Raw genomic sequence first — 24,367 nt, forward strand, 5'->3', positions numbered from 1 at the left:
TATTTCCATTACTAGTAATTAAAGGTCTGCAAATTCCGCAATCGGTGCCATACCGCGAGATTCAAGGAAGTTCAGTAAGCGCCGCGGAGAAACATTCAAAATGCGCTCTGGCGGAAAATCTACCGCGTCGAGGATTTTAAGACACTCTTCAAATTCACCCATGGTAAACGCGGTGTGAGAATCCGAGCCTAATGCCACCCAACCTCCAGCGTCACGTACCGCTGCGGCTACCGCCCGACAGTTGTCTTCACTGCCCTTACGTGAGTGTAAAAATGAGGAATTATTGATTTCCAGCGCCACCTGATGTTTCGCAGCTGCTTCAGCAACGGCTTTAACATCTATTTCATATTTCGGATTTCCGGGATGGCTTATTATATGCACATTGCCGCTGGCGATAGTGGCGATCATCGCTTGCGTATTAGTCGCTTTGTCATGCGGCGCAAACACCGGCTCATGAAAACCGGCAATAATCAGATCCAGCGAATCAAACATTTTGCCACTGCAGTCGATTTCACCGTCAACATTTTTAATGTTAGCTTCGATGCCGCGCAGGATCCCAACCCCATCAACCACTCGCGGCCAGATACGCATGTTAATGAAGTGCCAGTGATGCGGCGCATCTTCCATATCCGGGCCATGATCGGTGATCGCAAAAAGTTTAATGCCCTTTTGTTTGGCCTGGGCAATGTAATCACTCAATGTGCTATATGCATGCGTGCTGGCAACGGTATGCATATGAAGGTCGACGGGATACATAACTCTCTCCTGTATTCAATTCCCGCCAAGGATAGCAGGAAACCTGATGCTTTATTAGTAGCCGCGTGCGCGGTCGACTTGCCCGCAGACCCTCTCCCCTTTTTCGAGCTGGGCAATGGTGCGAGAAATGTACTCCACAGCTTCAGCGGGACGGGTAATCGCGGCGACATGTGGTGTTATCGCCACGCGAGGATGTAGCCAGAGCGGACTTTCCGGCGGTAAGGGTTCGCGATTAAAAACATCCAACATTGCGCCTTTAACTTTCCCGCTATCCAGCGCCGCGAGCAGGTCATCTTCCACGACATGAACACCACGCGCCAGGTTGAGGAGATACGCGCCATCCGGTAATTTTTCGAGTAATTGTTGATTAATAATGCCGACGGTTTCAGGGGTATTCGGTAACAGATTAATCAATACCCGGCATTGGCTCAGAAATGCAGAAAGTTCTTCCCGTCCGGCAAAACTTTGCACGCCAGGCCACGATTTACGGGTTCGACTCCAGCAACGCAGCGGGAAGCGCCAGGTTTGCAGACTCTGTGCAACTTTACTGCCCAGTACGCCTGCGCCCAAAATGCCGATGGTAAAATCTTCCCGATGATATTCAGGAAGCGGTTGCCAATGCGAACTATTTTGCTGGATGCGATAATCGTCAAAACGTCGAAACCAATGCAGCACCTGACTGACAGCATATTCCTGCATTTGCTCGCCCATACCGGTATCTTCCAGGCGAAAAAGTGGAACAGAAGGCTTCAGCATTTCAGGGTGTGCCTGTAGCTTGCTCAAAATAGAATCAACACCGGCCCCGAGTGCGAACACCGCTTTAAGATCGCGCCCTGCCAGCATTTCAACTGGAGGATGCCAGACTAAAGCATAATCAGCAGAGTCATTATCTCCGCTTTTCCATGCTCTGACTCTTGCCTGAGGAATAGCTTTGCGCAGTGCCTCAATCCACCATTGGGTATCGAACGTTGGGTGATAAAAGATGATATCCATACTGACTCCCGAAAAGCGTTGCGCGAAATTTATTCGCACTTATCGTTATGATCTACAAAAGCCACCAGCATAACAAATCCGTGGTCGGTGGCAAAAAAAGCAGATTTCGCTTATTAAAACTGCATATTGATTGAAGTTTGAATAAACGCGCGATTTTTTAAAAAAGTTTGTTGACCTCAGGTCATGATTTCCCTAAATTAGCGCCCGTTCCAGCAAGACAGGAACAACAATTTGGTGAGGTGTCCGAGTGGCTGAAGGAGCACGCCTGGAAAGTGTGTATACGGCAACGTATCGGGGGTTCGAATCCCCCCCTCACCGCCATATTTAAAGAAGAGCTCGTACGAAAGTACGAGCTTTTTTTTCGTATATTGCATAGACCGGGGGGATGAGAAGCCCCAGGCGGAGGTCGACAACTAGCGACAGACTCATTCATCATCCTTGCGGTTGATAAGAATTTCTGCCTCTTTTACTACCACCTTATTACGCCCGGTCTCTTTCGCCTCGTAAAGTGCGTTATCAGCCAGTTGATAGATCTCCTTAGGGTTTAACTCATTTTTCTGCGTTACAACAGCGCCAATACTAATCGTCACTTTTTGTGGTATGGCGTATTCAGGATTATCACCAGTTAAACGCTCAACATTTTCCCGAATCCTTTCCGCTAAAGCTTTCGCACGTTCAGTATCGATGTCCGTCAGCAAGACGCCAAACTCTTCGCCGCCGACGCGCGCAAAAAGGTCATCTGGCCGTATGCTTTTCCCAATGATACTCACCACTGTTTTTATCACCTGATCGCCAACCGGATGCCCCCAGGTGTCGTTGACTTTTTTGAAGTGGTCGATATCCATAATCATGACGCAATAAGGCGTTTTTTTGGCCGATGCTGATTGAACTGTCAGTTCATTAAAAAAATAATTTCTGTTAAATATATTGGTTAAGGAATCGCGATGTGCAATGTCCTTTGTTACTCGTAGCGCACTGAATATATGGCACATAAATATTACCATAACGGTTAACTTACTGACTACTTCAATAGTGCGACTAATATACCAAATGGACACGCTATACCTGCTCATAAATAAAAGAGAGACATTGTACAGTACGGCACAAAAAGCAATCACCGTCACTCCATTCCAGATATCACAGCGTAAACCATTAAAGTATAGATTAACTGAAAGCAAGGTTAACCACATGAAAATCATTATGGTAACATATGATGTTTTCCAAACCACCTGATCATTTTCATTGGTTAACTCGGCAATGTGTAAATTGTAGCTCTCATAATGACTAGAAAGTATGTGAGCAACTATCGGCCCCCCAACAACAAAAAACAAACTTATGCACAAAGTCATTTTTTTGGAAAATAAATTGCGCTGTTTTGTGTTTTCACTAACTTTATTCACCAATGCCAGAAATATTAATATGCACAAACTCATCTGACGAAACAAATAATAGATTGCAATGTCATTTTGAACAACACTGCTTGTCAAACGCCCCTCAATAATTTGCTGAATGATAATGACGGTTTTAACAAAGTAAATCAAACAACTCAGAAAAGCCAAACTAAGTATACAGTTTGAAAATTGCCTACGGTCATAAATGAAATACAACTGCATAAAAATAAATGCAACAGTATCGATAAAAAATAAAGCAATCATTACCATCAGATAGGTTGATCGTGGAACAACTTCCTCAACGCCTGGCTGATTAAACCAACTATTCACCAAAACCAAAGCAAGCCCAAACAATAAGCTCACTAATACAGTACTACTAATTCTCAAATAGTCTTTTTCCATAAAGCTACACCAATCTGTAGGTTGTAGATCCCTTTCTATTATTAATAGATATAAGAACTGTACTGTTGTCAATATGAAATTCCGCCCACAAACAATACCGATGATGATAGTTGCAGACTGCAATTATTATTACCTTAGTGCTTTATACATTCTTCGCGACAAGACAGGCTTGCAAATACATATAAATGGTTATAAGGAAATCCTTATAAAACATTAATTCATAGATATATTAGGAATAACAATTGAATCCGTGAGTACAGTAACGCTGCATTTCATCAGGACTTTCGAAAAATCCGATATCATGCATCGGAATTTACTGATTTAATTATTTTAATCCTAATTTATTTTGAAAAAGGCATTGGGATTTATGCCGTATTCCTGAAGTTCCTCATCATTGGAATGGATTTTCGGGCGAGAAAAGGATTTTATATGGATACTCTACTCATCATTTCTTCTTCTCATCATCAACAATTCACGTCTCTCTTCCGCGTTTAATAACGGATTATGATGTGCAAAAAAAATATCTTTCGTTTCAGTTACCTGTAATTAGATACAGAGAGAGATTTTAGCAATACATGGAGTAATACAGGATGTATTCAAGTAGCAGAAAAAGGTGCCCGAAAACCAAATGGGCTTTGAAAATTCTTACTGCCGCATTTTTAGCAGCGAGTCCCGCGGCGAAGAGTGCTGCTAATAATGCCTATGATGCATTGATTATCGAAGCTCGCAAGGGAAATACTCAGCCAGCTTTGTTATGGTTTGCACAAAAATCAGCACTCAGTAATAACCAAATTGCTGACTGGTTACAGATTGCCTTATGGGCCGGGCAAGATAAACAGGTTATTACCGTTTACAACCGCTACCGTCATCAGCAATTACCAGCGCGTGGTTATGCAGCTGTCGCCGTCGCTTATCGTAACCTGCAACAATGGCAAAACTCGCTTACACTGTGGCAAAAGGCACTCTCTCTGGAGTCGCAAAATAAGGATTATCAACGGGGACAAATTTTAACCCTGGCAGATGCGGGTCACTATGATTCTGCGCTGGTTAAACTTAAGCAGCTTAACTCTGGAGCACCGGACAAAGCTAATTTACTCGCAGAAGCCTATATCTATAAACTGGCGGGGCGGCATGAGGATGAATTACGGGCGATGACAGGGTCATTACCTGAAAATGCCTTAACGCAACAATATCCCACAGAATACGTGCAGGCATTACGGAATAATCAACTTGCTGCCGCGATTGACGATGCCAATTTAACGCCAGATATTCGCGCTGATATTCATGCCGAACTGGTCAGACTGTCATTTATGCCTACGCGCAGTGAAAGTGAACGTTATGCCATTGCCGATCGGGCCCTCGCCCAATACGCTGCATTAGAAATTCTGTGGCATGATAACCCTGACCGCACTGCCCAGTACCAGCGTATTCAGGTTGATCATCTTGGCGCGTTATTAACTCGCGATCGTTATAAAGACGTTATTTCTCACTATCAGCGTTTAAAAAAGACGGGGCAAATTATTCCGCCCTGGGCGCAATATTGGGTTGCGTCGGCTTATCTCAAAGAACATCAGCCAAAAAAAGCACAGTCAATAATGACAGAGCTCTTTTATCACAAGGAGACCATTGCCCCGGATTTATCCGATGAAGAACTTGCGGATCTCTTTTACAGCCACCTGGAGAGTGAAAATTATCCCGGCGCGCTAACTGTCACCCAACATACCATTAATACTTCGCCGCCTTTCCTTCGGTTAATGGGCACGCCTACGAGCATCCCGAATGATACCTGGTTACAGGGGCATTCGTTTCTCTCAACCGTAGCAAAATATAGTAATGATCTTCCTCAGGCTGAAATGACAGCCAGAGAGCTTGCTTATAACGCACCAGGAAATCAGGGACTGCGCATTGATTACGCGAGTGTGTTACAAGCCCGCGGTTGGCCTCGTGCGGCAGAAAATGAATTAAAAAAAGCAGAAGTGATCGAGCCACGTAATATTAATCTGGAGGTTGAACAAGCCTGGACAGCATTAACGTTACAAGAATGGCAGCAGGCAGCGGTCTTAACGCACGATGTTGTCGAACGTGAACCGCAAGATCCCGGCGTTGTACGTTTAAAACGTGCGGTTGATGTACATAATCTTGCAGAGCTTCGTATCGCTGGCTCAACAGGAATTGATGCCGAAGGTCCGGATAGTGGCAAACATGATGTCGACTTAACCACCATCGTTTATTCACCACCGCTGAATGATAACTGGCGCGGTTTTGCTGGATTCGGTTATGCCGATGGACAATTTAGCGAAGGAAAAGGGATTATTCGCGACTGGCTTGCGGGTGTTGAGTGGCGGTCACGTAATATCTGGCTTGAGGCGGAGTACACCGAACGCTTTTTCAATCATGAGCATAAACCCGGCGCGCGCCTGTCTGGCTGGTATGATTTTAATGATAACTGGCGTATTGGTTCGCAACTGGAACGCCTCTCTCACCGCGTTCCATTACGGGCAATGAAAAATGGTGTTACAGGCAACAGTGCACAGGCTTATGTTCGCTGGTATCAAAATGAGCGGCGTAAGTACGGTGTCTCCTGGGCTTTCACTGATTTTTCTGACAGTAATCAGCGTCATGAAGTCTCACTTGAGGGTCAGGAACGCATCTGGTCTTCACCATATTTGATTGTCGATTTCCTACCCAATCTGTATTACGAACAAAATACAGAACACGACACTCCATACTACAACCCTATAAAAACGTTCGATATTGTTCCGGCATTTGAGGCAAGTCATTTGTTATGGCGTAGCTATGAAAATAGCTGGGAGCAAATCTTCAGCGCAGGTGTTGGTGCCTCCTGGCAAAAACATTATGGCACGGATGTCGTCACCCAACTCGGCTACGGGCAACGCATTAGCTGGAATGACGTGATTGATGCTGGCGCAACGCTACGCTGGGAAAAACGACCTTATGACGGTGACAGAGAACACAACTTATACGTTGAATTCGATATGACATTCAGATTTTAAGGATAAATATGTTACGTAATGGAAATAAATATCTCCTGATGCTGGTGAGTATAATTATGCTCACTGCGTGCATTAGCCAGTCAAGAACATCATTTATACCGCCACAGGATCGCGAATCTTTACTCGCCGAGCAACCGTGGCCGCATAATGGTTTTGTGGCGATTTCATGGCATAACGTTGAAGACGAAGCTGCCGACCAGCGTTTTATGTCAGTGCGGACATCAGCACTGCGTGAACAATTTGCCTGGCTGCGCGAGAACGGTTATCAACCGGTCAGTATTGCTCAAATTCGTGAAGCACATCAAGGAGGAAAGCCGCTACCGGAAAAAGCAGTAGTGCTAACTTTTGATGACGGCTACCAGAGTTTTTATACCCGCGTCTTCCCAATTCTTCAGGCCTTCCAGTGGCCTGCTGTATGGGCCCCCGTCGGCAGTTGGGTCGATACGCCAGCGGATGAACAAGTAAAATTTGGCGATGAGATGGTCGATCGAGAATATTTTGCCACGTGGCAACAAGTGCGAGAAGTTGCGCGTTCCCGGCTCGTTGAGGTCGCTTCTCATACATGGAATTCTCACTACGGTATTCAGGCTAATGCCACCGGCAGCTTATTGCCTGTATATGTAAATCGTGCATATTTTACTGACCACGCACGGTATGAAACCGCAGCAGAATACCGGGAAAGAATTCGTCTGGATGCTGTAAAAATGACGGAATACCTGCGTACAAAGGCTAAGGTAAATCCACACGTTTTTGTTTGGCCTTATGGCGAAGCGAATGGCATAGCGATAGAGGAATTAAAAAAACTCGGTTATGACATGTTCTTCACCCTTGAATCAGGTTTGGCAAATGCGTCACAATTGGATTCCATTCCGCGAGTATTAATCGCCAATAATCCCTCATTAAAAGAGTTTGCCCAGCAAATTATTACCGTACAGGAAAAATCACCACAACGGATAATGCATATCGATCTTGATTACGTTTATGACGAAAACCGCCAGCAAATGGATCGCAATATTGATGTGCTAATTCAGCGGGTGAAAGATATGCAAATATCAACCGTGTATTTGCAGGCATTTGCTGATCCCGATGGTGATGGGCTGGTCAAAGAGGTCTGGTTTCCAAATCGTTTGCTACCAATGAAAGCAGATATTTTTAGTCGGGTTGCCTGGCAATTACGTACCCGCTCAGGTGTAAACATCTATGCGTGGATGCCGGTATTAAGCTGGGATTTAGATCCCACATTAACGCGAGTAAAATACTTACCGACTGGGGAGAAAAAAGCACAAATTCATCCTGAACAATATCGCCGTCTCTCTCCTTTCGATGACAGAGTCAGAGCACAAGTTGGCATGTTATATGAAGATCTTGCCGGACATGCTGCTTTTGATGGCATATTGTTCCACGATGATGCTTTGCTTTCAGATTATGAAGATGCCAGTGCACCGGCTATCACGGCTTATCAGCAAGCAGGCTTTAGCGGGAGTCTGAGCGAAATTCGACAAAACCCGGAGCAATTTAAACAGTGGACCCGCTTTAAAAGTCGTGCGTTAACTGACTTCACTTTAGAACTTAGTGCGCGCGTAAAAGCCATTCGCGGTCCACATGTTAAAACTGCACGAAATATTTTTGCACTTCCGGTAATACAACCTGAAAGTGAAGCCTGGTTTGCACAGAATTATGCTGATTTCCTAAAAAGCTATGACTGGACCGCTATTATGGCTATGCCTTATATGGAAGGTGTCGCAGAAAAATCGGCTGACCAATGGTTAATACAATTGACCAATCAAATTAAAAACATCCCTCAGGCTAAAGACAAATCTATTTTAGAATTACAGGCACAAAACTGGCAGAAAAATGGTCAGCATCAGGCTATTTCTTCGCAACAACTCGCTCACTGGATGAGCCTATTACAACTGAATGGAGTGAAAAACTATGGTTATTATCCCGACAATTTTCTGCATAACCAACCTGAAATAGACGTTATTCGTCCTGAGTTTTCAACAGCCTGGTATCCGAAAAATGATTAATCGCATCGTATCGTTTTTTATATTATGTCTGGTGTTATGCATACCCCTATGCGTAGCGTACTTTCACTCTGGTGAACTGATGATGAGGTTCGTTTTCTTCTGGCCGTTTTTTATGTCCATCATGTGGATTGTTGGCGGCGTCTATTTCTGGGTCTATCGTGAACGCCACTGGCCGTGGGGAGAAAACGCACCAGCTCCCCAGTTGAAAGATAATCCGTCTATCTCCATTATCATTCCCTGTTTTAATGAGGAGAAAAACGTTGAGGAAACCATACACGCCGCTTTAGCACAGCGTTATGAGAACATTGAAGTTATTGCCGTAAATGACGGTTCAACAGACAAAACCCGTGCCATCCTGGATCGCATGGCTGCACAAATTCCCCACCTGCGGGTCATTCATCTGGCGCAAAACCAGGGGAAAGCCATTGCGCTTAAAACCGGAGCTGCCGCGGCGAAAAGTGAATATCTGGTGTGCATTGATGGCGATGCGTTATTAGACCGCGATGCGGCGGCATATATTGTGGAACCGATGTTGTACAACCCGCGTGTGGGTGCCGTAACCGGTAATCCTCGTATTCGAACACGTTCTACCCTGGTGGGTAAAATTCAGGTTGGCGAGTATTCCTCAATTATTGGTTTGATCAAGCGAACCCAGCGTATCTATGGAAACGTATTTACCGTTTCCGGTGTTATTGCCGCATTTCGTCGCAGCGCCCTGGCAGAAGTGGGTTACTGGAGTGACGATATGATCACCGAAGATATTGATATTAGCTGGAAGCTGCAGTTGAATCAGTGGGCGATTTTTTACGAGCCACGGGCGCTGTGCTGGATATTAATGCCTGAAACGTTAAAAGGGCTGTGGAAACAGCGCCTGCGCTGGGCTCAGGGCGGTGCAGAAGTATTCCTCAAAAATATGACAAGGTTGTGGCGCAAAGAAAACTTTCGAATGTGGCCGCTGTTTTTTGAATACTGCCTGACGACAATATGGGCCTTCACTTGCCTGGTCGGTTTCATTATTTACGCAGTCCAACTTGCCGGTGTACCGTTAAATATTGAATTGACACATATCGCTGCGACACATACTGCCGGAATATTATTGTGTACGTTATGTTTACTGCAATTTATTGTCAGCCTGATGATCGAGAATCGCTATGAGCATAATCTGACTTCATCGCTTTTCTGGATTATTTGGTTCCCGGTTATTTTCTGGATGCTGAGTCTGGCAACGACATTGGTATCATTTACACGAGTCATGTTGATGCCTAAAAAGCAACGCGCCCGTTGGGTAAGTCCCGATCGCGGGATTCTGAGAGGTTAATATGAACAATTTAATTATTACGACCCGACAATCGCCAGTACGTTTACTGGTTGATTATGTTGCCACAACCATCTTATGGACATTATTTGCTTTGTTCATATTCTTATTCGCAATGGATCTGCTGACGGGTTATTACTGGCAAAGCGAGGCCAGAAGCCGACTTCAGTTCTATTTTTTGCTGGCAGTGGCGAATGCCGTCGTGTTAATTGTCTGGGCGCTGTACAATAAGCTACGTTTTCAAAAACAGCAGCATCATGCAGCCTACCAATATACGCCGCAAGAATATGCTGAGAGCTTAGCAATACCTGATGAGCTCTATCAGCAACTACAAAAAAGCCACAGGATGAGCGTACACTTCACCAGCCAGGGGCAAATAAAAATGGTGGTTTCAGAAAAAGCGCTAGTCCGGGCGTAAACACCCAAAACAAAGCCCGGTTCGCCCGGGCTCTGCGCCGATAATACACTTAACTGTATGCATGTAGCGTACGTTGGCAAAGTGCCGAACGTACGCAATCCTCTTTACCGAATCGGACGATCCCGACCATTTCATCTTCTTCGAAACGTTCCAGCGCGTCACTTAATCCGGAGCGCACGCCGCGAGGCAAATCGCATTGCGTGATATCACCGTTGACGATAACCGTCACGTTCTCCCCGAGGCGGGTTAAAAACATTTTCATTTGCGCGGCAGTCACATTCTGCGCCTCGTCAAGAATGACGACTGCATTTTCAAAGGTACGTCCACGCATATAGGCGAACGGCGCAATTTCCACCTTCCCTATTTCCGGTCGCAGGCAGTACTGCATAAAGGAAGCCCCTAAGCGCCGGACCAGCACGTCGTAGACCGGACGAAAATAGGGAGCAAACTTTTCTGCGATATCACCAGGTAAGAAGCCAAGATCTTCATCGGCTTGCAGAACTGGACGGGTGACGATAATCCTGTCGACATCCTTATGTATCAGGGCCTCTGCCGCTTTTGCTGCGCTGATCCAGGTTTTTCCGCACCCGGCTTCGCCCGTGGCGAATATCAGCTGCTTACTCTCAATAGCCTTCAGATAGTGCAATTGCGCTTCATTTCGCGCGAGGATGGGCGAGGTATCGCGACTGTCGCGGGCCATACCAATGGCTTCTACGCCGCTCATCTGCACAAGCGAGGTGACCGATTCTTCTTCACGCTGCTTATGGCTGCGCGAATCCCGTCTCAGCACACGTTTTGCCTCGCGACGAGCTTTGATCACTGCTTTTTGTCTTCCCATGGAGAGCACCTTGAGTTGTTTGTATTCATCACACGCGCCGTTGGCAGCGCGATTATGCGCACGAACATCAGAGGGTTGGCTTCCTTGTAAGCCATAGTTTGCTTTTGGATAAAATGCCGAAAAACGGCTACGCACACCGTTTGCGGCGTCGGTAACACGAGTAAAGAGAGGAAGTGAGAAAAATACAGAGTGACGAAGTTGCTACCGGAGGAGAAATCTCCGCGAGTGGTGGAGCCTTGCTTAACAAAACATTGTCCAGAACAGGACGTTACCATCCGCGATCTCCATAGTGACTGACTATCACTGCCGGGAACTTCCGCTGCTACTTAATAAGTACAACAGATCTCGCATTCATTGCAACAATATATTCACTTATATTTAACTACAAAACACCATTTCAGTGACATTAGTTTCTACTGGAAAGATGACAGAGTGATGACAGTGATGAAAAAAGCTGTGTGCTTTCAGCAGGATTCGCATCAGGCATCAGCGCACGAACGCCGGATGCGGCGTGAACGCCTGATCCAGCCTACCAAACCCGCACCGATTGTAGGCATGATAAGACGCGCAAGCGTCGCATCAGGCATCTGCGCACGAACGCCTTATCCGCCTAAACACATTAAACCCGCAATAACGCGCTTCCGAGATAATCGTTCGCGTCCTTCACTCCCGGCAGCGAAAAAAAATAACCGCCGCCGATAGGTTTAACGTATTCCTCCAGCGCTTCGCCATTGAGCCTTTTTTGTACTGTCAGGAAGCCTTTTTCCAGATCGTGTTGATAGCAGACAAACAGTAGCCCCATATCCAGTTGTCCGGAGTTGGTGACGCCCAACGAATAACTGTAGCCACGACGCAGCATCAGGCTGGACTCACTCTCTGGCGTGCGGGGATTCGCCAGCCGGATATGGCTGTCCAGCGCAATCACCTTCCCCTCCGGATCGCTGGCGTAATCGGGAACATCATGCTCATGCTGCATTCCCAGCGGCGCACCGGTTTGTTTGTCGCGACCAAAAATCGTCTGCTGTTCTTTCAGTGGCGTTCTGTCCCAAAACTCCACCCGAAACTGAATCAACCGCACCGCCTGGTAGCTGCCGCCGATTGTCCACGCAGGCTCCTGCTGATCTGCCGTCACCCACACCACTTGTTGCATCAACTTATCATTCTGGCTATCGGGATTGGCAGTGCCGTCTTTGAAACCCAGCAAATTAATCGGCGTCTCTTTGCCTTTACTACGCGCTGCATGATCGGAAATAAACCCTTCCCGCTTCCAGCGCACGCTGAGCAAATCCGGCGTGTGTTTGATGATATCGCGCAGCGCATGGATCACCGTGTCCTGGGTGTTGGCGCAAATTTGTAGCAACACATCACCATGACATAACGCCGCATCCAGCGAGTCGTTGGGGAAACGCGTCATTTTCTGCAACTTTTTCGGCATCTGCGGTGTAAGGCCAAACCGCTCATCAAACAATGAGTGGCCCACCGATAACGTTATGGTGAGATTATCGGACGCAATGTAGCCGCCAAGAATGCCGGAATCGAGTGGAGGCAGGCGCGGATTTGGCGTTTCTGGTGCCGCTCCGCCCTGAGTCAGAAAAGCAAAACGCTGAGTCAACAAGCGAAACAACCTTTCAAGATCGGCTTTATCGCTGGCAAGCACATCAAACGCCACCAGCATCATTGCGGCCTGTTGTGGCGTCAGGATCCCTGCCTGATGCTCACCATAAAACGGCTGTTTCTCATTGCGTGCATCCGGTGAAAGCGTGCCCGGTGCACTTTGCGTTTTTTGTGCATGAGCGACCGGACAACTTCCCGCCAGCGCCAGCGCACCAATCCCTTTCAGTAAACGTCGGCGTGACGGTTCATTCACGCCGTTTTCATCTTCATACTGCATAACGTTTAATCCAGCCCCAGCACACCGCGAAGTTGCGCCAGATCTTCCGCCAGCGCAGTAATCGGCCCTTTCAGCGCATTACGGTCAGCATCGGTCAATTTGTCGTAGGTTTCAAAACCGTCTTTAGTACGGTATTTCGCCAGAATGGTATCGACCTTTTTGAAATTGGCATCGACTTTTGCCAGCAGTTCCGGGTTGGCCTTTTGCAGTTGTGGACGCAGCAGATCGACAATTTTCTGCGAGCCTTCAACGTTAGCCTGGAAATCCCACAGATCGGTGTGGCTGTAGCGATCTTCTTCACCGCTGATTTTGCTGGCTGCCACTTCCTCAATCAGTCCGGCTGCACCGCCGACCACTTTTGAAGGTGGGAAAGCCAGTTCACTGATGCGTTTTTGCAAATCGACCACATCGGTATAAAGCTGGTCGGCATACTTATCCATCCCTTTAGTGGTGTTATCGCCAAACAATGCTTTTTCCAGACGGTGGAAACCGGTGAATTTTGGATCGGCGGCTTTTTGCTCGTAATCATCTTCACGGGCGTCAATGCTACCATCCAGATCGGAGAACAGTTCAGCAATCGGTTCAATGCGCTCATAGTGCTGGCGCGTCGGCGCATACAGTGCTTTTGCTTTTTCGATATCGCCTGCTTTAATAGCGTCGGTAAAGGCTTTGGTGTCGGTCACCAGCTGCGTGGTTTCCGCCATGACATACGCTTTATATGCAGTAATTGCACCACCAAGACTTAACAGCGCATCACTTTGCGCCGCATCCGCCGTTGCCTCACCTTTGACGATCAACTTCCCTTTCGGGTTAGTCAGCAGACCGCAGGTCATATCGTATTCGCCAGGCTGTAAATTCGCCGTCATTTTCTGGCTAAAACCAGGGGCGATATTTTCCCGCTCTTCCACCACCATCACGCCTTTGAGGATCTCCCACTCCAGCGCCTTCTGGCTGTGGTTCTGAATAATGAACTGTGTTTTCCCGGCGTTAACCGTAATGGTCATCGGTTCGCACTGCTTATCCGTCACGGTCACTTTGACCTGCGGCACATCAGCGGCGTTAGCCATAAAAGCAGAAGAAAACAGCGCAGCCACGCTCAACTGCAATGCGTTACGGCGGAAGTTAATGGTCATGACGAGACTATCCCTTTAAAGTATGTTGTAACTAAGCAAGAGTTTGCGTCGTATTTGCTACGCAGAGCGAGACGCTGTCGCCCCTGCGCGTGGTGGCAGAGCAAATGCCACCAGCGCCGGGATGAGATAAATAAACCAGACGGCGACTTCGCTGACACTTGGCGCTTCCTGATAGCCAAAAATCCCTTCCATCAGCGTGCCAAACAGCGAGTGAGTTGAGAGCACCGCACTCATATCGAAGGCGATTTCCTGAAAGTGGTTCCACAATCCGGCTTCATGAAATGCGCGAATGGCACCAGCCGCCAGCCCTGCGGCGACGAAGAGAATAAACAGGCTGGTCCATTTAAAAAATGCACCAAGATTGAGGCGAATACCGCCCCAGTAGAGCAGGAAGCCGAGCACCACGGCTGTAGCAAGACCGAGCATTGCACCCAGCGGCGGCCAGATCCCGACATCTTGTTGAAACGCCGCCAGCAGGAAAAAGACCGACTCCAGCCCCTCCCTTGCAACGGCAAAAAAGACCATCATCACCAGCGCCCAGCCATGATGATTTCCACGCTGCAATGCGCTATCGACTGCCTGCTCCAGTTGTACTTTGACGTTGCGCGACACTTTGCGCATCCAGAAAACCATCCAGGTAAGGATCACCACGGCGATCACCGCCACGATACCTTCAAACAGTTCCTGTTCTTTTTGCGGAAATTCGCCGGTGGTTTCGTTAATGAAGATACCCAAGCCCAGGCACAACGCAGCGGCAAGCAACACGCCAATCCACATCACACCAATCCATCGGCCTCGCTGGGTACGCTTAAGATAGCTGGCGATCAAACTGACAATCAGCGCGGCTTCAAGTCCTTCGCGCAACATAATGAGAAATGGAACAAACATGCCACCCACCCTTAAACGTTTTTCTGAGTCAATCTATGCAAAGAAAAGTAAATCGCAGTGATAGCGATTATCATTACGGCAAAGAAAAATACAAGCGGAATGTTTATAAAATGATGTTGGAATGTAAACAAAGAGAGGTAATGCCAGGGGATATAAACGATTATTCCAGGTACAAAGATGGGATTGTTTACAACGAGCCATGTGTTCTTGCCAGATGCCGCGTAAACGCCTTATCCAGCCGACAAAACTGTCCAGACTCAATGCATCAGAGCTTCCATGTAAAACTGATAAGCGGGTGTATCAAGCAATTTCGTCCATCCGCGATTATCAAATCTAACTTTTTGCCCGGAACATAATAACAGCTCGGGTGTTGGTGGCGTCAAAGTCGCTGAAGCGTTCCCCGAAGGCCGGGGCAGCCCACATGGATGTGGGCTGAGGGCGCGTCTTACAGGACATTACCTCGCGCCCGACCCGGTAGCCGAAGGGGATAAGCTGAAGGTACCGCGCAGCGGCGATTTTGTTCGCCAGAGCCCGGGGTGCAGGGGGTGGCGGCGATTGGCCGCCCCCTGCACCATTCAATTTATATGGCGAGGCACATTAAGGGAGCGCAACCCGCTGCTGAAGCCAAACAAAACCGCCGAAGGCTAAGTCCCTTAGCTTTCCTGCAACCGTGACGGCGGAGCCGAATGATAGTGCGCATCGGCCTCGGCAAAGCGTTTTTGCATCGCCGCTGACGGCGCTTTACCCAGCAAACTAAACACTACAATCCCGATACTACCAAAGATAAAGCCCGGAATAATTTCGTACAGACCCAGCCAGCCGAACTGTTTCCAGACGATAACCGTCAGCGCACCGATGATCATCCCCGCCAGCGCACCGTTGCGCGTCATGCGTGACCACATCACCGAGAACAGCACCACCGGACCAAACGCCGCGCCAAAGCCTGCCCACGCGTAGCTCACTAAGCCCAGCACGCGGTTTTCCGGGTTTGCCGCCAGCGCAATGGCCACCAGCGCCACCACCAGCACCATCACACGCCCTACCCACACCAGCTCTTTCTGGCTGGCCTGTTTACGCAGAAACGCTTTGTATAAATCTTCGGTAATCGCACTGGAGCACACCAGCAGCTGGCAACTTAAGGTTGACATTACCGCCGCCAGAATCGCCGACAGCAGAATCCCGGCAATCCACGGGTTAAACAGAATTTGCGCCAGTTCGATAAACACACGTTCAGCATTCTGGTTTACCGCACCTGCTACCGACGGGTGCTCATTAAAGTAAGCAATACCAAAGAAGCCGACAGCCACCGCCCCTGCCAGGCAGAGGATCATCCAGGTCATACTGATACGACGCGCATGGACAATGCTGTGGTGAGAATCCGCCGCCATAAAACGCGCCAGGATGTGCGGCTGCCCGAAGTAACCCAGCCCCCAGCCCATCAGCGAGATAATGGCAACAAAGTTCAGTCCTTTGAGCATATCGACGTTTTCGATGCTCTTTTGTTTGATCACTTCCAGCGAGTCGCCAAACCCACCAACGCTAATGATTACGATAACCGGCGTCAGGATCAGGGCAAAAATCATCAGGCTGGCCTGTACAGTGTCAGTCCAGCTCACTGCAAGGAAGCCACCAATAAAGGTGTAAAGGATCGTCGCCGCAGCGCCCGCCCACAGAGCCGTTTCGTAGCTCATGCCAAAGGTACTTTCAAACAGACGCGCGCCTGCCACGATGCCCGAAGCGCAATAAATGGTGAAGAACAGCAAAATCACCAGCGCGGAGATAATGCGCAAAATACGGCTTTTATCTTCAAAGCGCCCGGTAAAATAATCCGGCAATGTTAAGGCGTTATTGTTGTATTCGGTATGCACACGCAACCGCCCGGCCACCAGCTTCCAGTTAATCCACGCGCCTAATGTCAGGCCAATGGCGATCCAGCTTTCGGAAATCCCGGAAAGAAAAACCGCGCCCGGCAACCCCATTAACAGCCAGCCGCTCATATCCGATGCACCCGCCGATAATGCCGTCACGAATGGCCCAAGGCTACGTCCGCCCAGAATATAGTCGTCAAAGTTTTTCGTTGATCGCCAGGCGATAAACCCAATCAATATCATGCCAAAGATATAGACACAAAATGTCACCAACATCGGTGTGCTAATAGCCATCTAAAGTCTCCAAAAAATTATTATCGGCAATGTCGAAACTTGCCGTTATATCTGCCACCGGAACGGGGTAGCAGAGTTTATGTTTTACCAGGGCGACCGTATCCTGCCGGAAGCGCTGGTTATTCACAATCGATTTAACACACCATTTACATTAAATTTTAGTGCTCAGCGACACTATTTTTCATCAGGTTGCACTCTCTCACATTTTTTGCGGTTGCACCTTTCAAAAATGTTAACTGCCGCAGAGAAAAAGTCTGAGTTATTTTTTTAATCCCTGTCATATCGATTTCTTTTATTAACATTTCATTCATTTTTAAGCTTGCTACGCAGGTCACATTTAACATGGTTGCACAAAGTTGCAACATCATGGATATTTCACGATAACGTTAAGTTGCACCTTTCAGAACAACAGGAGTAATGGCATGGGAACCACCACCATGGGGGTTAAGCTGGACGACGCGACGCGTGAGCGTATTAAGTCTGCCGCGACACGTATCGATCGCACGCCACACTGGTTAATTAAGCAGGCGATTTTTTCTTATCTTGAACAACTGGAAAACAGCGATACTCTTCCGGAGCTACCTGCGCTGCTCTCTGGCGCTGCCAATGAGAGCGATGAAGCACCGACTCCGGCAGAGGAACCACACCAGCCTTTCCTCGACTTTGCCGAGCAAATTTTGCCCCAGTCGGTTTCCCGCGCCGCGATCACCGCTGCCTATCGCCGCCCGGAAACCGAAGCGGTTTCTATGTTGCTGGAACAAGCTCGCCTGCCGCAGCCGATTGCTGAACAGGCGCATAAACTGGCATATCAACTGGCCGATAAACTGCGTAATCAAAAAAATGCCAGTGGTCGCGCAGGTATGGTCCAGGGGTTATTGCAGGAGTTTTCGCTGTCATCGCAGGAAGGCGTGGCGCTGATGTGTCTGGCAGAAGCGTTGTTGCGTATTCCCGACAAAGCCACCCGCGACGCGTTAATTCGCGACAAAATCAGCAACGGTAACTGGCAGTCACACATTGGTCGTAGCCCGTCGTTGTTTGTTAATGCCGCCACCTGGGGGCTGCTGTTTACTGGCAAACTGGTTTCCACCCATAACGAAGCCAGCCTCTCCCGCTCGCTGAACCGCATTATCGGTAAGAGCGGTGAACCGCTGATCCGCAAAGGTGTGGATATGGCGATGCGCCTGATGGGCGAGCAGTTCGTCACTGGCGAAACCATCGCGGAAGCGTTAGCCAATGCCCGCAAGCTGGAAGAGAAAGGTTTCCGTTACTCTTACGACATGCTGGGCGAAGCCGCGCTGACTGCCGCAGATGCACAGGCGTATATGGTTTCCTATCAGCAGGCGATTCACGCCATTGGTAAAGCGTCCAATGGTCGTGGCATCTATGAAGGTCCGGGCATTTCAATCAAGCTGTCGGCGCTGCATCCGCGATACAGCCGCGCCCAGTATGATCGGGTAATGGAAGAGCTTTACCCGCGTCTGAAATCACTCACCCTGCTGGCGCGTCAGTACGATATTGGTATTAACATCGATGCCGAAGAGGCCGATCGTCTGGAGATCTCCCTCGATCTGCTGGAAAAACTCTGTTTCGAGCCGGAACTGGCAGGCTGGAACGGCATCGGTTTTGTTATTCAGGCTTATCAAAAACGCTGCCCACTGGTGATTGATTACCTGATTGATCTCGCCACCCGCAGCCGTCGCCGTCTGATGATTCGTCTGGTGAAAGGCGCGTACTGGGATAGTGAAATCAAACGTGCGCAGATGGACGGCCTTGAAGGTTATCCGGTTTATACTCGCAAGGTGTATACCGACGTTTCTTATCTTGCCTGTGCGAAAAAGCTGCTGGCGGTGCCAAATCTAATCTACCCGCAGTTCGCAACGCATAACGCCCATACGCTGGCGGCAATTTATCAACTGGCGGGTCAGAACTACTACCCGGGTCAGTACGAGTTCCAGTGCCTGCACGGTATGGGCGAGCCACTGTATGAGCAGGTCACCGGGAAAGTTGCCGACGGCAAACTTAACCGTCCGTGTCGTATTTATGCTCCTGTCGGTACCCATGAAACGCTGCTGGCGTATCTGGTGCGTCGCCTGCTGGAAAACGGTGCTAACACCTCGTTTGTTAACCGTATTGCTGACACCTCTTTGCCACTGGATGAACTGGTTGCCGATCCGGTCACTGCTGTAGAAAAACTGGCGCAACAGGAAGGGCAAACTGGATTACCACATCCGAAAATTCCCCTGCCGCGCGATCTTTACGGTCACGGGCGCGACAACTCGGCAGGGCTGGATCTCGCTAACGAACACCGTCTGGCATCGCTCTCTTCTGCCCTGCTCAATAGTGCACTGCAAAAATGGCAGGCCTTGCCAATGCTGGAACAATCGGTCGCGGCTGGTGAGATGTCGCCCGTTATTAACCCTGCGGAACCGAAAGATATTGTGGGCTTTGTGCGTGAAGCCACGCCGCGTGAAGTAGAACAGGCGCTGGAAAGTGCGGTTAATAACGCGCCAATCTGGTTTGCCACGCCTCCGGCTGAACGCGCAGCGATTTTGCACCGCGCTGCCGTGCTGATGGAAAGCCAGATGCAGCAACTGATTGGTATTCTGGTACGTGAGGCCGGAAAAACCTTCAGTAACGCCATTGCCGAAGTGCGCGAAGCGGTCGATTTTCTCCACTACTACGCCGGACAGGTGCGGGATGATTTCGCTAACGAAACCCACCGTCCATTAGGGCCTGTGGTGTGTATCAGTCCGTGGAACTTCCCGCTGGCGATTTTCACCGGGCAGATTGCTGCTGCACTGGCGGCAGGTAACAGCGTGCTGGCAAAACCGGCAGAACAAACGCCGCTGATTGCCGCGCAAGGGATCGCCATTTTGCTGGAAGCGGGTGTACCGCCAGGCGTGGTGCAATTGCTGCCAGGTCAGGGTGAAACCGTGGGCGCGCAACTGACGGGTGATGATCGCGTGCGCGGGGTGATGTTTACCGGTTCAACCGAAGTCGCTACGTTACTGCAACGCAATATCGCCAGCCGCCTCGACGCTCAGGGTCGCCCTATTCCGCTCATCGCGGAAACCGGCGGTATGAACGCGATGATTGTCGACTCCTCCGCCCTGACCGAACAAGTAGTAATAGATGTGCTGGCCTCAGCGTTCGACAGTGCGGGCCAGCGTTGTTCGGCACTGCGCGTGCTGTGCCTGCAAGATGAGATTGCCGACCACACGTTGAAAATGCTGCGCGGCGCAATGGCCGAATGCCGGATGGGTAATCCTGGTCGCCTGACCACCGATATCGGTCCGGTGATTGATAGCGAAGCGAAAGCCAATATTGAGCGTCATATTCAGACTATGCGTAGTAAAGGCCGTCCGGTGTTCCAGGCAGTGCGGGAAAACAGTGAAGATGCCCGTGAATGGCAAAGCGGCACCTTTGTCGCCCCGACGCTGATTGAACTGGATGACTTTGCCGAATTGCAAAAAGAGGTCTTTGGTCCGGTGCTGCATGTGGTGCGTTATAACCGTAACCAGCTGCCGGAGCTGATCGAGCAAATTAACGCTTCCGGTTATGGTCTGACGCTTGGCGTCCATACGCGCATTGATGAAACCATCGCCCAGGTCACTGGCTCGGCCCATGTCGGTAACCTGTACGTTAACCGTAATATGGTGGGCGCAGTGGTCGGGGTGCAGCCATTCGGCGGCGAAGGGTTGTCCGGCACCGGGCCGAAAGCAGGCGGTCCGCTCTATCTCTACCGTCTGCTGGCGAATCGCCCGGAAAGTGCACTGGCAGTGACGCTCGCGCGTCAGGATGCAGAGTATCCGGTCGATGCGCAGTTGAAAGCCGCATTGACTCAGCCGCTAAATGCACTGCGGGAATGGGCGGCAAACCGTCCAGAATTGCAGGCGTTATGTACGCAATATGGCGAGCTGGCGCAGGCAGGAACACAACGATTGCTGCCAGGGCCGACGGGTGAACGCAACACCTGGACGCTGCTGCCGCGTGAGCGCGTGTTGTGTATTGCGGATGATGAACAGGATGCGCTGACTCAGCTCGCCGCCGTGCTGGCGGTGGGCAGCCAGGTACTGTGGCCGGATGACACGCTGCATCGTCAGTTAGTGAAGGCATTGCCATCGGCAGTCAGCGAACGTATTCAACTGGCGAAAGCGGAAAATATAACCGCTCAACCCTTTGATGCGGTGATCTTCCACGGTGATTCGGATCAGCTTCGCGCATTGTGTGAAGCCGTTGCCGCGCGGGATGGCGCAATTGTTTCGGTGCAGGGTTTTGCCCGAGGCGAAAGCAATATCCTTCTGGAACGGCTGTATATCGAACGCTCGCTGAGTGTGAATACCGCTGCCGCTGGCGGTAACGCCAGTTTAATGACGATCGGTTAAACAGGTAGCCGGAGGATGTTACAACCTCCTCCGGCATCTTTAACGTGGTCGAATCCCCTCAATAATAATCCGCTGCACGTTTTCAACCGTTTGATTGAAAAATACCTCATCGCGCAACGTCGCGCCTGTCACCGCCTCCACCTGAGGGGCGAAATCGGCGTAATGTTGAGTGGAAGCCCAAATCATAAAAATCAAATGCTGCGGGTCAATCGGCGCGAGTTTGCCGCTTTTTACCCAACCGGCAATCAGCGCCGATTTCTCATCAATTAATGCCTTCAAATCGCCCGTCAGTTCATCCATTAACAGCGGCGCGCCTGCCAGCATCTCCATACAGAACAGGCGCGAAGCCTGCGGATAATCGCGTGAGACTTCCAGCTTCAGACGGATGTACTCTTTGATCGCCGCCAGCGGGGCGAAATCTTCACGAAACGCTTTTAACGGTGCCAGCCAGATATCGAGAATCTGCCGCAGCACGGCAATATACAGCGCCTCTTTTGACGGAAAGTAATACAGCAGATTGGTTTTTGAAACACCCGCCAACTCTGCGATCTGCTCCAGCCTTGTGCCGTGAAAACCGAATTGTGAAAAAGTGTCCAGTGCTGCGCTAAGAATCGCTTTTTTCTTCGCGCTCACTGCGCGCGAACGTTTACCCGTTGTTTTCACTGCGCCTTGCGTCATGCGCTCTCCCCTCTTGTAGATTGGCAACAGGATAGCAAAACCCCTGCCCGGCCTCGACCTTCTGCACTTTCATCGCGCACGGATGCATGTTTTATGTGCAACTGTTTTGACCGTTTAGTCCACTTTTTTCCAGATATTTTAGACAACTTAACATTAACATATTAATAACATTCACTTTTTAAAAACTGGCATCCGCTTTGCAAACAAACCATTACGCGGCTGAAAAGGATATGCAGGATGCAGCGCCCCGTCTGACTTTCACTTTACGAGACGAAGAGAGGTTGATGATGAAAATTGGCGTATTCGTACCTATTGGCAACAACGGCTGGCTCATTTCGACCCACGCGCCGCAGTACATGCCGACCTTTGAACTGAATAAAGCCATTGTGCAAAAAGCGGAGCACTACCATTTCGATTTCGCCCTGTCGATGATCAAACTGCGTGGCTTTGGCGGCAAAACTGAGTTCTGGGATCACAACCTTGAGTCGTTCACCTTGATGGCGGGGCTGGCAGCCGTGACCTCGCGCATTCAGATATACGCGACAGCTGCCACCTTAACGTTACCTCCGGCAATCGTCGCCCGTATGGCCGCAACCATTGACTCCATCTCTGGCGGGCGTTTTGGCGTCAACCTCGTGACTGGCTGGCAAAAGCCCGAGTATGAGCAGATGGGTATCTGGCCTGGCGATGACTATTTCTCCCGTCGTTACGACTATCTCACCGAATATGTTCAGGTGCTGCGCGACCTGTGGGGCTCGGGGAAAAGCGATTTTAAAGGCGATTTTTTCACTATGGATGATTGTCGCGTCAGTCCGCAACCGAGTGTCCCCATGAAAGTGATCTGCGCCGGGCAAAGCGACGCTGGCATGGCGTTCTCCGCCCGGTATGCCGATTTTAACTTCTGTTTCGGCAAAGGCGTAAATACACCCACGGCTTTCGCCCCGACCGCTGCGCGGATGAAACAGGCCGCAGAGCAAACCGGACGCGACGTTGGCTCTTATGTGTTGTTTATGGTGATTGCCGATGAAACCGACGATGCCGCTCGCGCCAAATGGGAACACTACAAAGCGGGCGCGGATGAAGAGGCGTTAAGCTGGCTAACCGAACAAAGTCAGAAAGATACCCGCTCCGGTACTGACACCAACGTCCGTCAGATGGCCGATCCCACTTCGGCGGTAAACATCAATATGGGGACGTTAGTCGGTTCTTACGCCAGTGTCGCGCGCATGTTAGATGAAGTCGCAAGCGTGCCTGGTGCCGAAGGCGTGCTATTGACCTTCGATGATTTTCTGTCGGGAATCGAAACCTTCGGCGAGCGCATTCAACCACTGATGCAGTGCCGCGCCCATCTCCCTGCGCTGACTCAGGAGGTGGCATGATGACAATCTTAACCGCTCGACCGGAAGCCATTACCTTCGATCCGCAGCAAAGTGCGCTGATTGTGGTGGATATGCAAAACGCTTATGCCACGCCAGGCGGCTACTTAGATCTCGCCGGGTTTGATGTCTCAACCACTCGCCCGGTCATTGCCAACATTCAAACCGCCGTGACCGCAGCGCGAGCGGCAGGGATGTTGATTATCTGGTTTCAAAATGGCTGGGATGAACAGTATGTCGAGGCTGGCGGCCCCGGCTCACCAAATTTTCATAAATCGAACGCCCTGAAAACCATGCGTAAGCAGCCGCAGCTACAGGGGAAATTGCTGGCGAAAGGCTCCTGGGATTATCAACTGGTGGATGAACTGGTGCCGCAGCCTGGCGATATTGTGCTGCCTAAGCCGCGCTACAGCGGTTTCTTCAATACGCCGCTGGACAGCATTTTGCGCAGCCGCGGAATACGCCATCTGGTTTTCACCGGTATCGCTACCAACGTCTGCGTCGAATCGACGCTACGCGACGGCTTTTTTCTGGAGTATTTCGGCGTGGTGCTGGAAGACGCAACACACCAGGCGGGGCCGGAATTTGCACAGAAGGCCGCGTTGTTCAATATCGAAACCTTTTTTGGCTGGGTCAGCGACGTCGAAACGTTCTGCGACGCGCTTTCTCCCACGTCCTTTGCTCGTATCGCTTAAGGAGT

General features: G+C 49.7%; 17 protein-coding genes and 1 tRNA gene. 8 read left to right on the forward strand and 10 right to left on the reverse strand.

Translation table 11 applies throughout. The annotated features are described in order from the left end of the window. Positions 1–18: 18 nt before the first annotated feature. Both ycdX and ghrA read right to left on the reverse strand, forming a co-directional pair. On the reverse strand, positions 19–756 hold the full coding sequence (gene ycdX, locus ACJHYD_RS11610; protein ID WP_000283664.1) for a zinc-binding phosphatase: 738 nt from the start codon (positions 754–756) through the stop codon (positions 19–21). 54 nt (positions 757–810) lie between these two features. Then, a complete protein-coding gene (gene ghrA / locus ACJHYD_RS11615; protein WP_001550942.1) occupies positions 811–1,749 on the reverse strand; it encodes a glyoxylate/hydroxypyruvate reductase GhrA in 939 nt (312 codons plus the stop codon). Positions 1,750–1,982: 233 nt separating this feature from the next. Between ghrA and ACJHYD_RS11620 the strand changes: the two genes are divergently transcribed. Then, positions 1,983–2,070 (forward strand) — tRNA-Ser (locus ACJHYD_RS11620). Between the two features lie 104 nt (positions 2,071–2,174). Here the strand turns inward: ACJHYD_RS11620 and ACJHYD_RS11625 are convergent. Next, positions 2,175–3,542 (reverse strand): GGDEF domain-containing protein, encoded by a 1,368-nt coding sequence (locus tag ACJHYD_RS11625; RefSeq protein WP_000409854.1) that lies wholly within the window; start codon positions 3,540–3,542, stop codon positions 2,175–2,177. A gap of 590 nt (positions 3,543–4,132) precedes the next feature. On the opposite strand from ACJHYD_RS11625, the gene pgaA reads away from it, so the two are divergent. Genes pgaA through pgaD form a run of 4 tightly spaced genes read left to right on the forward strand, consistent with a single transcriptional unit; the run spans position 4,133 to position 10,316 of the window. Beyond that, positions 4,133–6,556 (forward strand): poly-beta-1,6 N-acetyl-D-glucosamine export porin PgaA, encoded by a 2,424-nt coding sequence (pgaA, locus tag ACJHYD_RS11630; protein WP_001522836.1) that lies wholly within the window; start codon positions 4,133–4,135, stop codon positions 6,554–6,556. A gap of 8 nt (positions 6,557–6,564) precedes the next feature. Beyond that, complete coding sequence (gene pgaB / locus ACJHYD_RS11635) at positions 6,565–8,583, forward strand: poly-beta-1,6-N-acetyl-D-glucosamine N-deacetylase PgaB (protein WP_001522835.1); 2,019 nt, start codon at positions 6,565–6,567, stop codon at positions 8,581–8,583. Then, the gene (gene pgaC, locus ACJHYD_RS11640) at positions 8,576–9,901 is read left to right on the forward strand and encodes a poly-beta-1,6-N-acetyl-D-glucosamine synthase (protein ID WP_000610446.1); all 1,326 of its coding nucleotides are present in this window, start codon (positions 8,576–8,578) and stop codon (positions 9,899–9,901) included. The genes pgaB and pgaC overlap by 8 nt, the downstream gene beginning before the upstream one ends. Before the next feature lies 1 nt (position 9,902). After that, on the forward strand, positions 9,903–10,316 hold the full coding sequence (pgaD, locus tag ACJHYD_RS11645) for a poly-beta-1,6-N-acetyl-D-glucosamine biosynthesis protein PgaD (RefSeq protein WP_001061095.1): 414 nt from the start codon (positions 9,903–9,905) through the stop codon (positions 10,314–10,316). A gap of 49 nt (positions 10,317–10,365) precedes the next feature. Here the strand turns inward: pgaD and phoH are convergent, their stop codons facing one another. The 6 genes from phoH to ACJHYD_RS11675 form a co-directional block, all read right to left on the reverse strand. Next, entirely contained in the window at positions 10,366–11,154 is a 789-nt protein-coding gene (gene phoH / locus ACJHYD_RS11650; RefSeq protein WP_000533536.1) for a phosphate starvation-inducible protein PhoH, read from the reverse strand. A 619-nt stretch (positions 11,155–11,773) separates the two neighbouring features. Then, on the reverse strand, positions 11,774–13,045 hold the full coding sequence (gene efeB / locus ACJHYD_RS11655) for an iron uptake transporter deferrochelatase/peroxidase subunit (RefSeq protein WP_001522834.1): 1,272 nt from the start codon (positions 13,043–13,045) through the stop codon (positions 11,774–11,776). Positions 13,046–13,050: 5 nt separating this feature from the next. Continuing rightward, positions 13,051–14,178, reverse strand: coding sequence for an iron uptake system protein EfeO (efeO, locus tag ACJHYD_RS11660; RefSeq protein ID WP_000154395.1), 1,128 nt, complete (start codon positions 14,176–14,178; stop codon positions 13,051–13,053). A gap of 57 nt (positions 14,179–14,235) precedes the next feature. Beyond that, positions 14,236–15,066 carry an iron uptake transporter permease EfeU gene (gene efeU / locus ACJHYD_RS11665; RefSeq protein ID WP_000497942.1) on the reverse strand — a complete coding sequence of 277 codons (831 nt, stop codon included), beginning with the start codon at positions 15,064–15,066 and terminating at the stop codon, positions 14,236–14,238. 653 nt (positions 15,067–15,719) lie between these two features. Next, on the reverse strand, positions 15,720–17,228 hold the full coding sequence (gene putP / locus ACJHYD_RS11670; protein ID WP_001522832.1) for a sodium/proline symporter PutP: 1,509 nt from the start codon (positions 17,226–17,228) through the stop codon (positions 15,720–15,722). Between the two features lie 158 nt (positions 17,229–17,386). Beyond that, positions 17,387–17,596: a hypothetical protein gene (locus tag ACJHYD_RS11675; RefSeq protein WP_000979516.1), complete on the reverse strand. Its 210-nt coding sequence runs from the start codon at positions 17,594–17,596 to the stop codon at positions 17,387–17,389. Positions 17,597–17,650: 54 nt separating this feature from the next. On the opposite strand from ACJHYD_RS11675, the gene putA reads away from it, so the two are divergent. Then, complete coding sequence (putA, locus tag ACJHYD_RS11680) at positions 17,651–21,613, forward strand: trifunctional transcriptional regulator/proline dehydrogenase/L-glutamate gamma-semialdehyde dehydrogenase (protein ID WP_001550940.1); 3,963 nt, start codon at positions 17,651–17,653, stop codon at positions 21,611–21,613. Positions 21,614–21,652: 39 nt separating this feature from the next. Here the strand turns inward: putA and rutR are convergent, their stop codons facing one another. Further along, positions 21,653–22,291 carry an HTH-type transcriptional regulator RutR gene (rutR, locus tag ACJHYD_RS11685; protein ID WP_000191701.1) on the reverse strand — a complete coding sequence of 213 codons (639 nt, stop codon included), beginning with the start codon at positions 22,289–22,291 and terminating at the stop codon, positions 21,653–21,655. A 287-nt stretch (positions 22,292–22,578) separates the two neighbouring features. On the opposite strand from rutR, the gene rutA reads away from it, so the two are divergent. Both rutA and rutB read left to right on the forward strand, forming a co-directional pair. Beyond that, complete coding sequence (gene rutA, locus ACJHYD_RS11690; RefSeq protein ID WP_001313729.1) at positions 22,579–23,670, forward strand: pyrimidine utilization protein A; 1,092 nt, start codon at positions 22,579–22,581, stop codon at positions 23,668–23,670. Further along, positions 23,670–24,362 carry a peroxyureidoacrylate/ureidoacrylate amidohydrolase RutB gene (gene rutB, locus ACJHYD_RS11695; protein WP_001446784.1) on the forward strand — a complete coding sequence of 231 codons (693 nt, stop codon included), beginning with the start codon at positions 23,670–23,672 and terminating at the stop codon, positions 24,360–24,362. Before rutA ends, rutB begins: the two co-directional genes overlap by 1 nt. Positions 24,363–24,367 lie beyond the last annotated feature (5 nt).

The organism is Escherichia sp. WS1368 (assembly GCF_046487485.1).
Taxonomy (GTDB): Bacteria; Pseudomonadota; Gammaproteobacteria; order Enterobacterales; family Enterobacteriaceae; genus Escherichia; species Escherichia coli.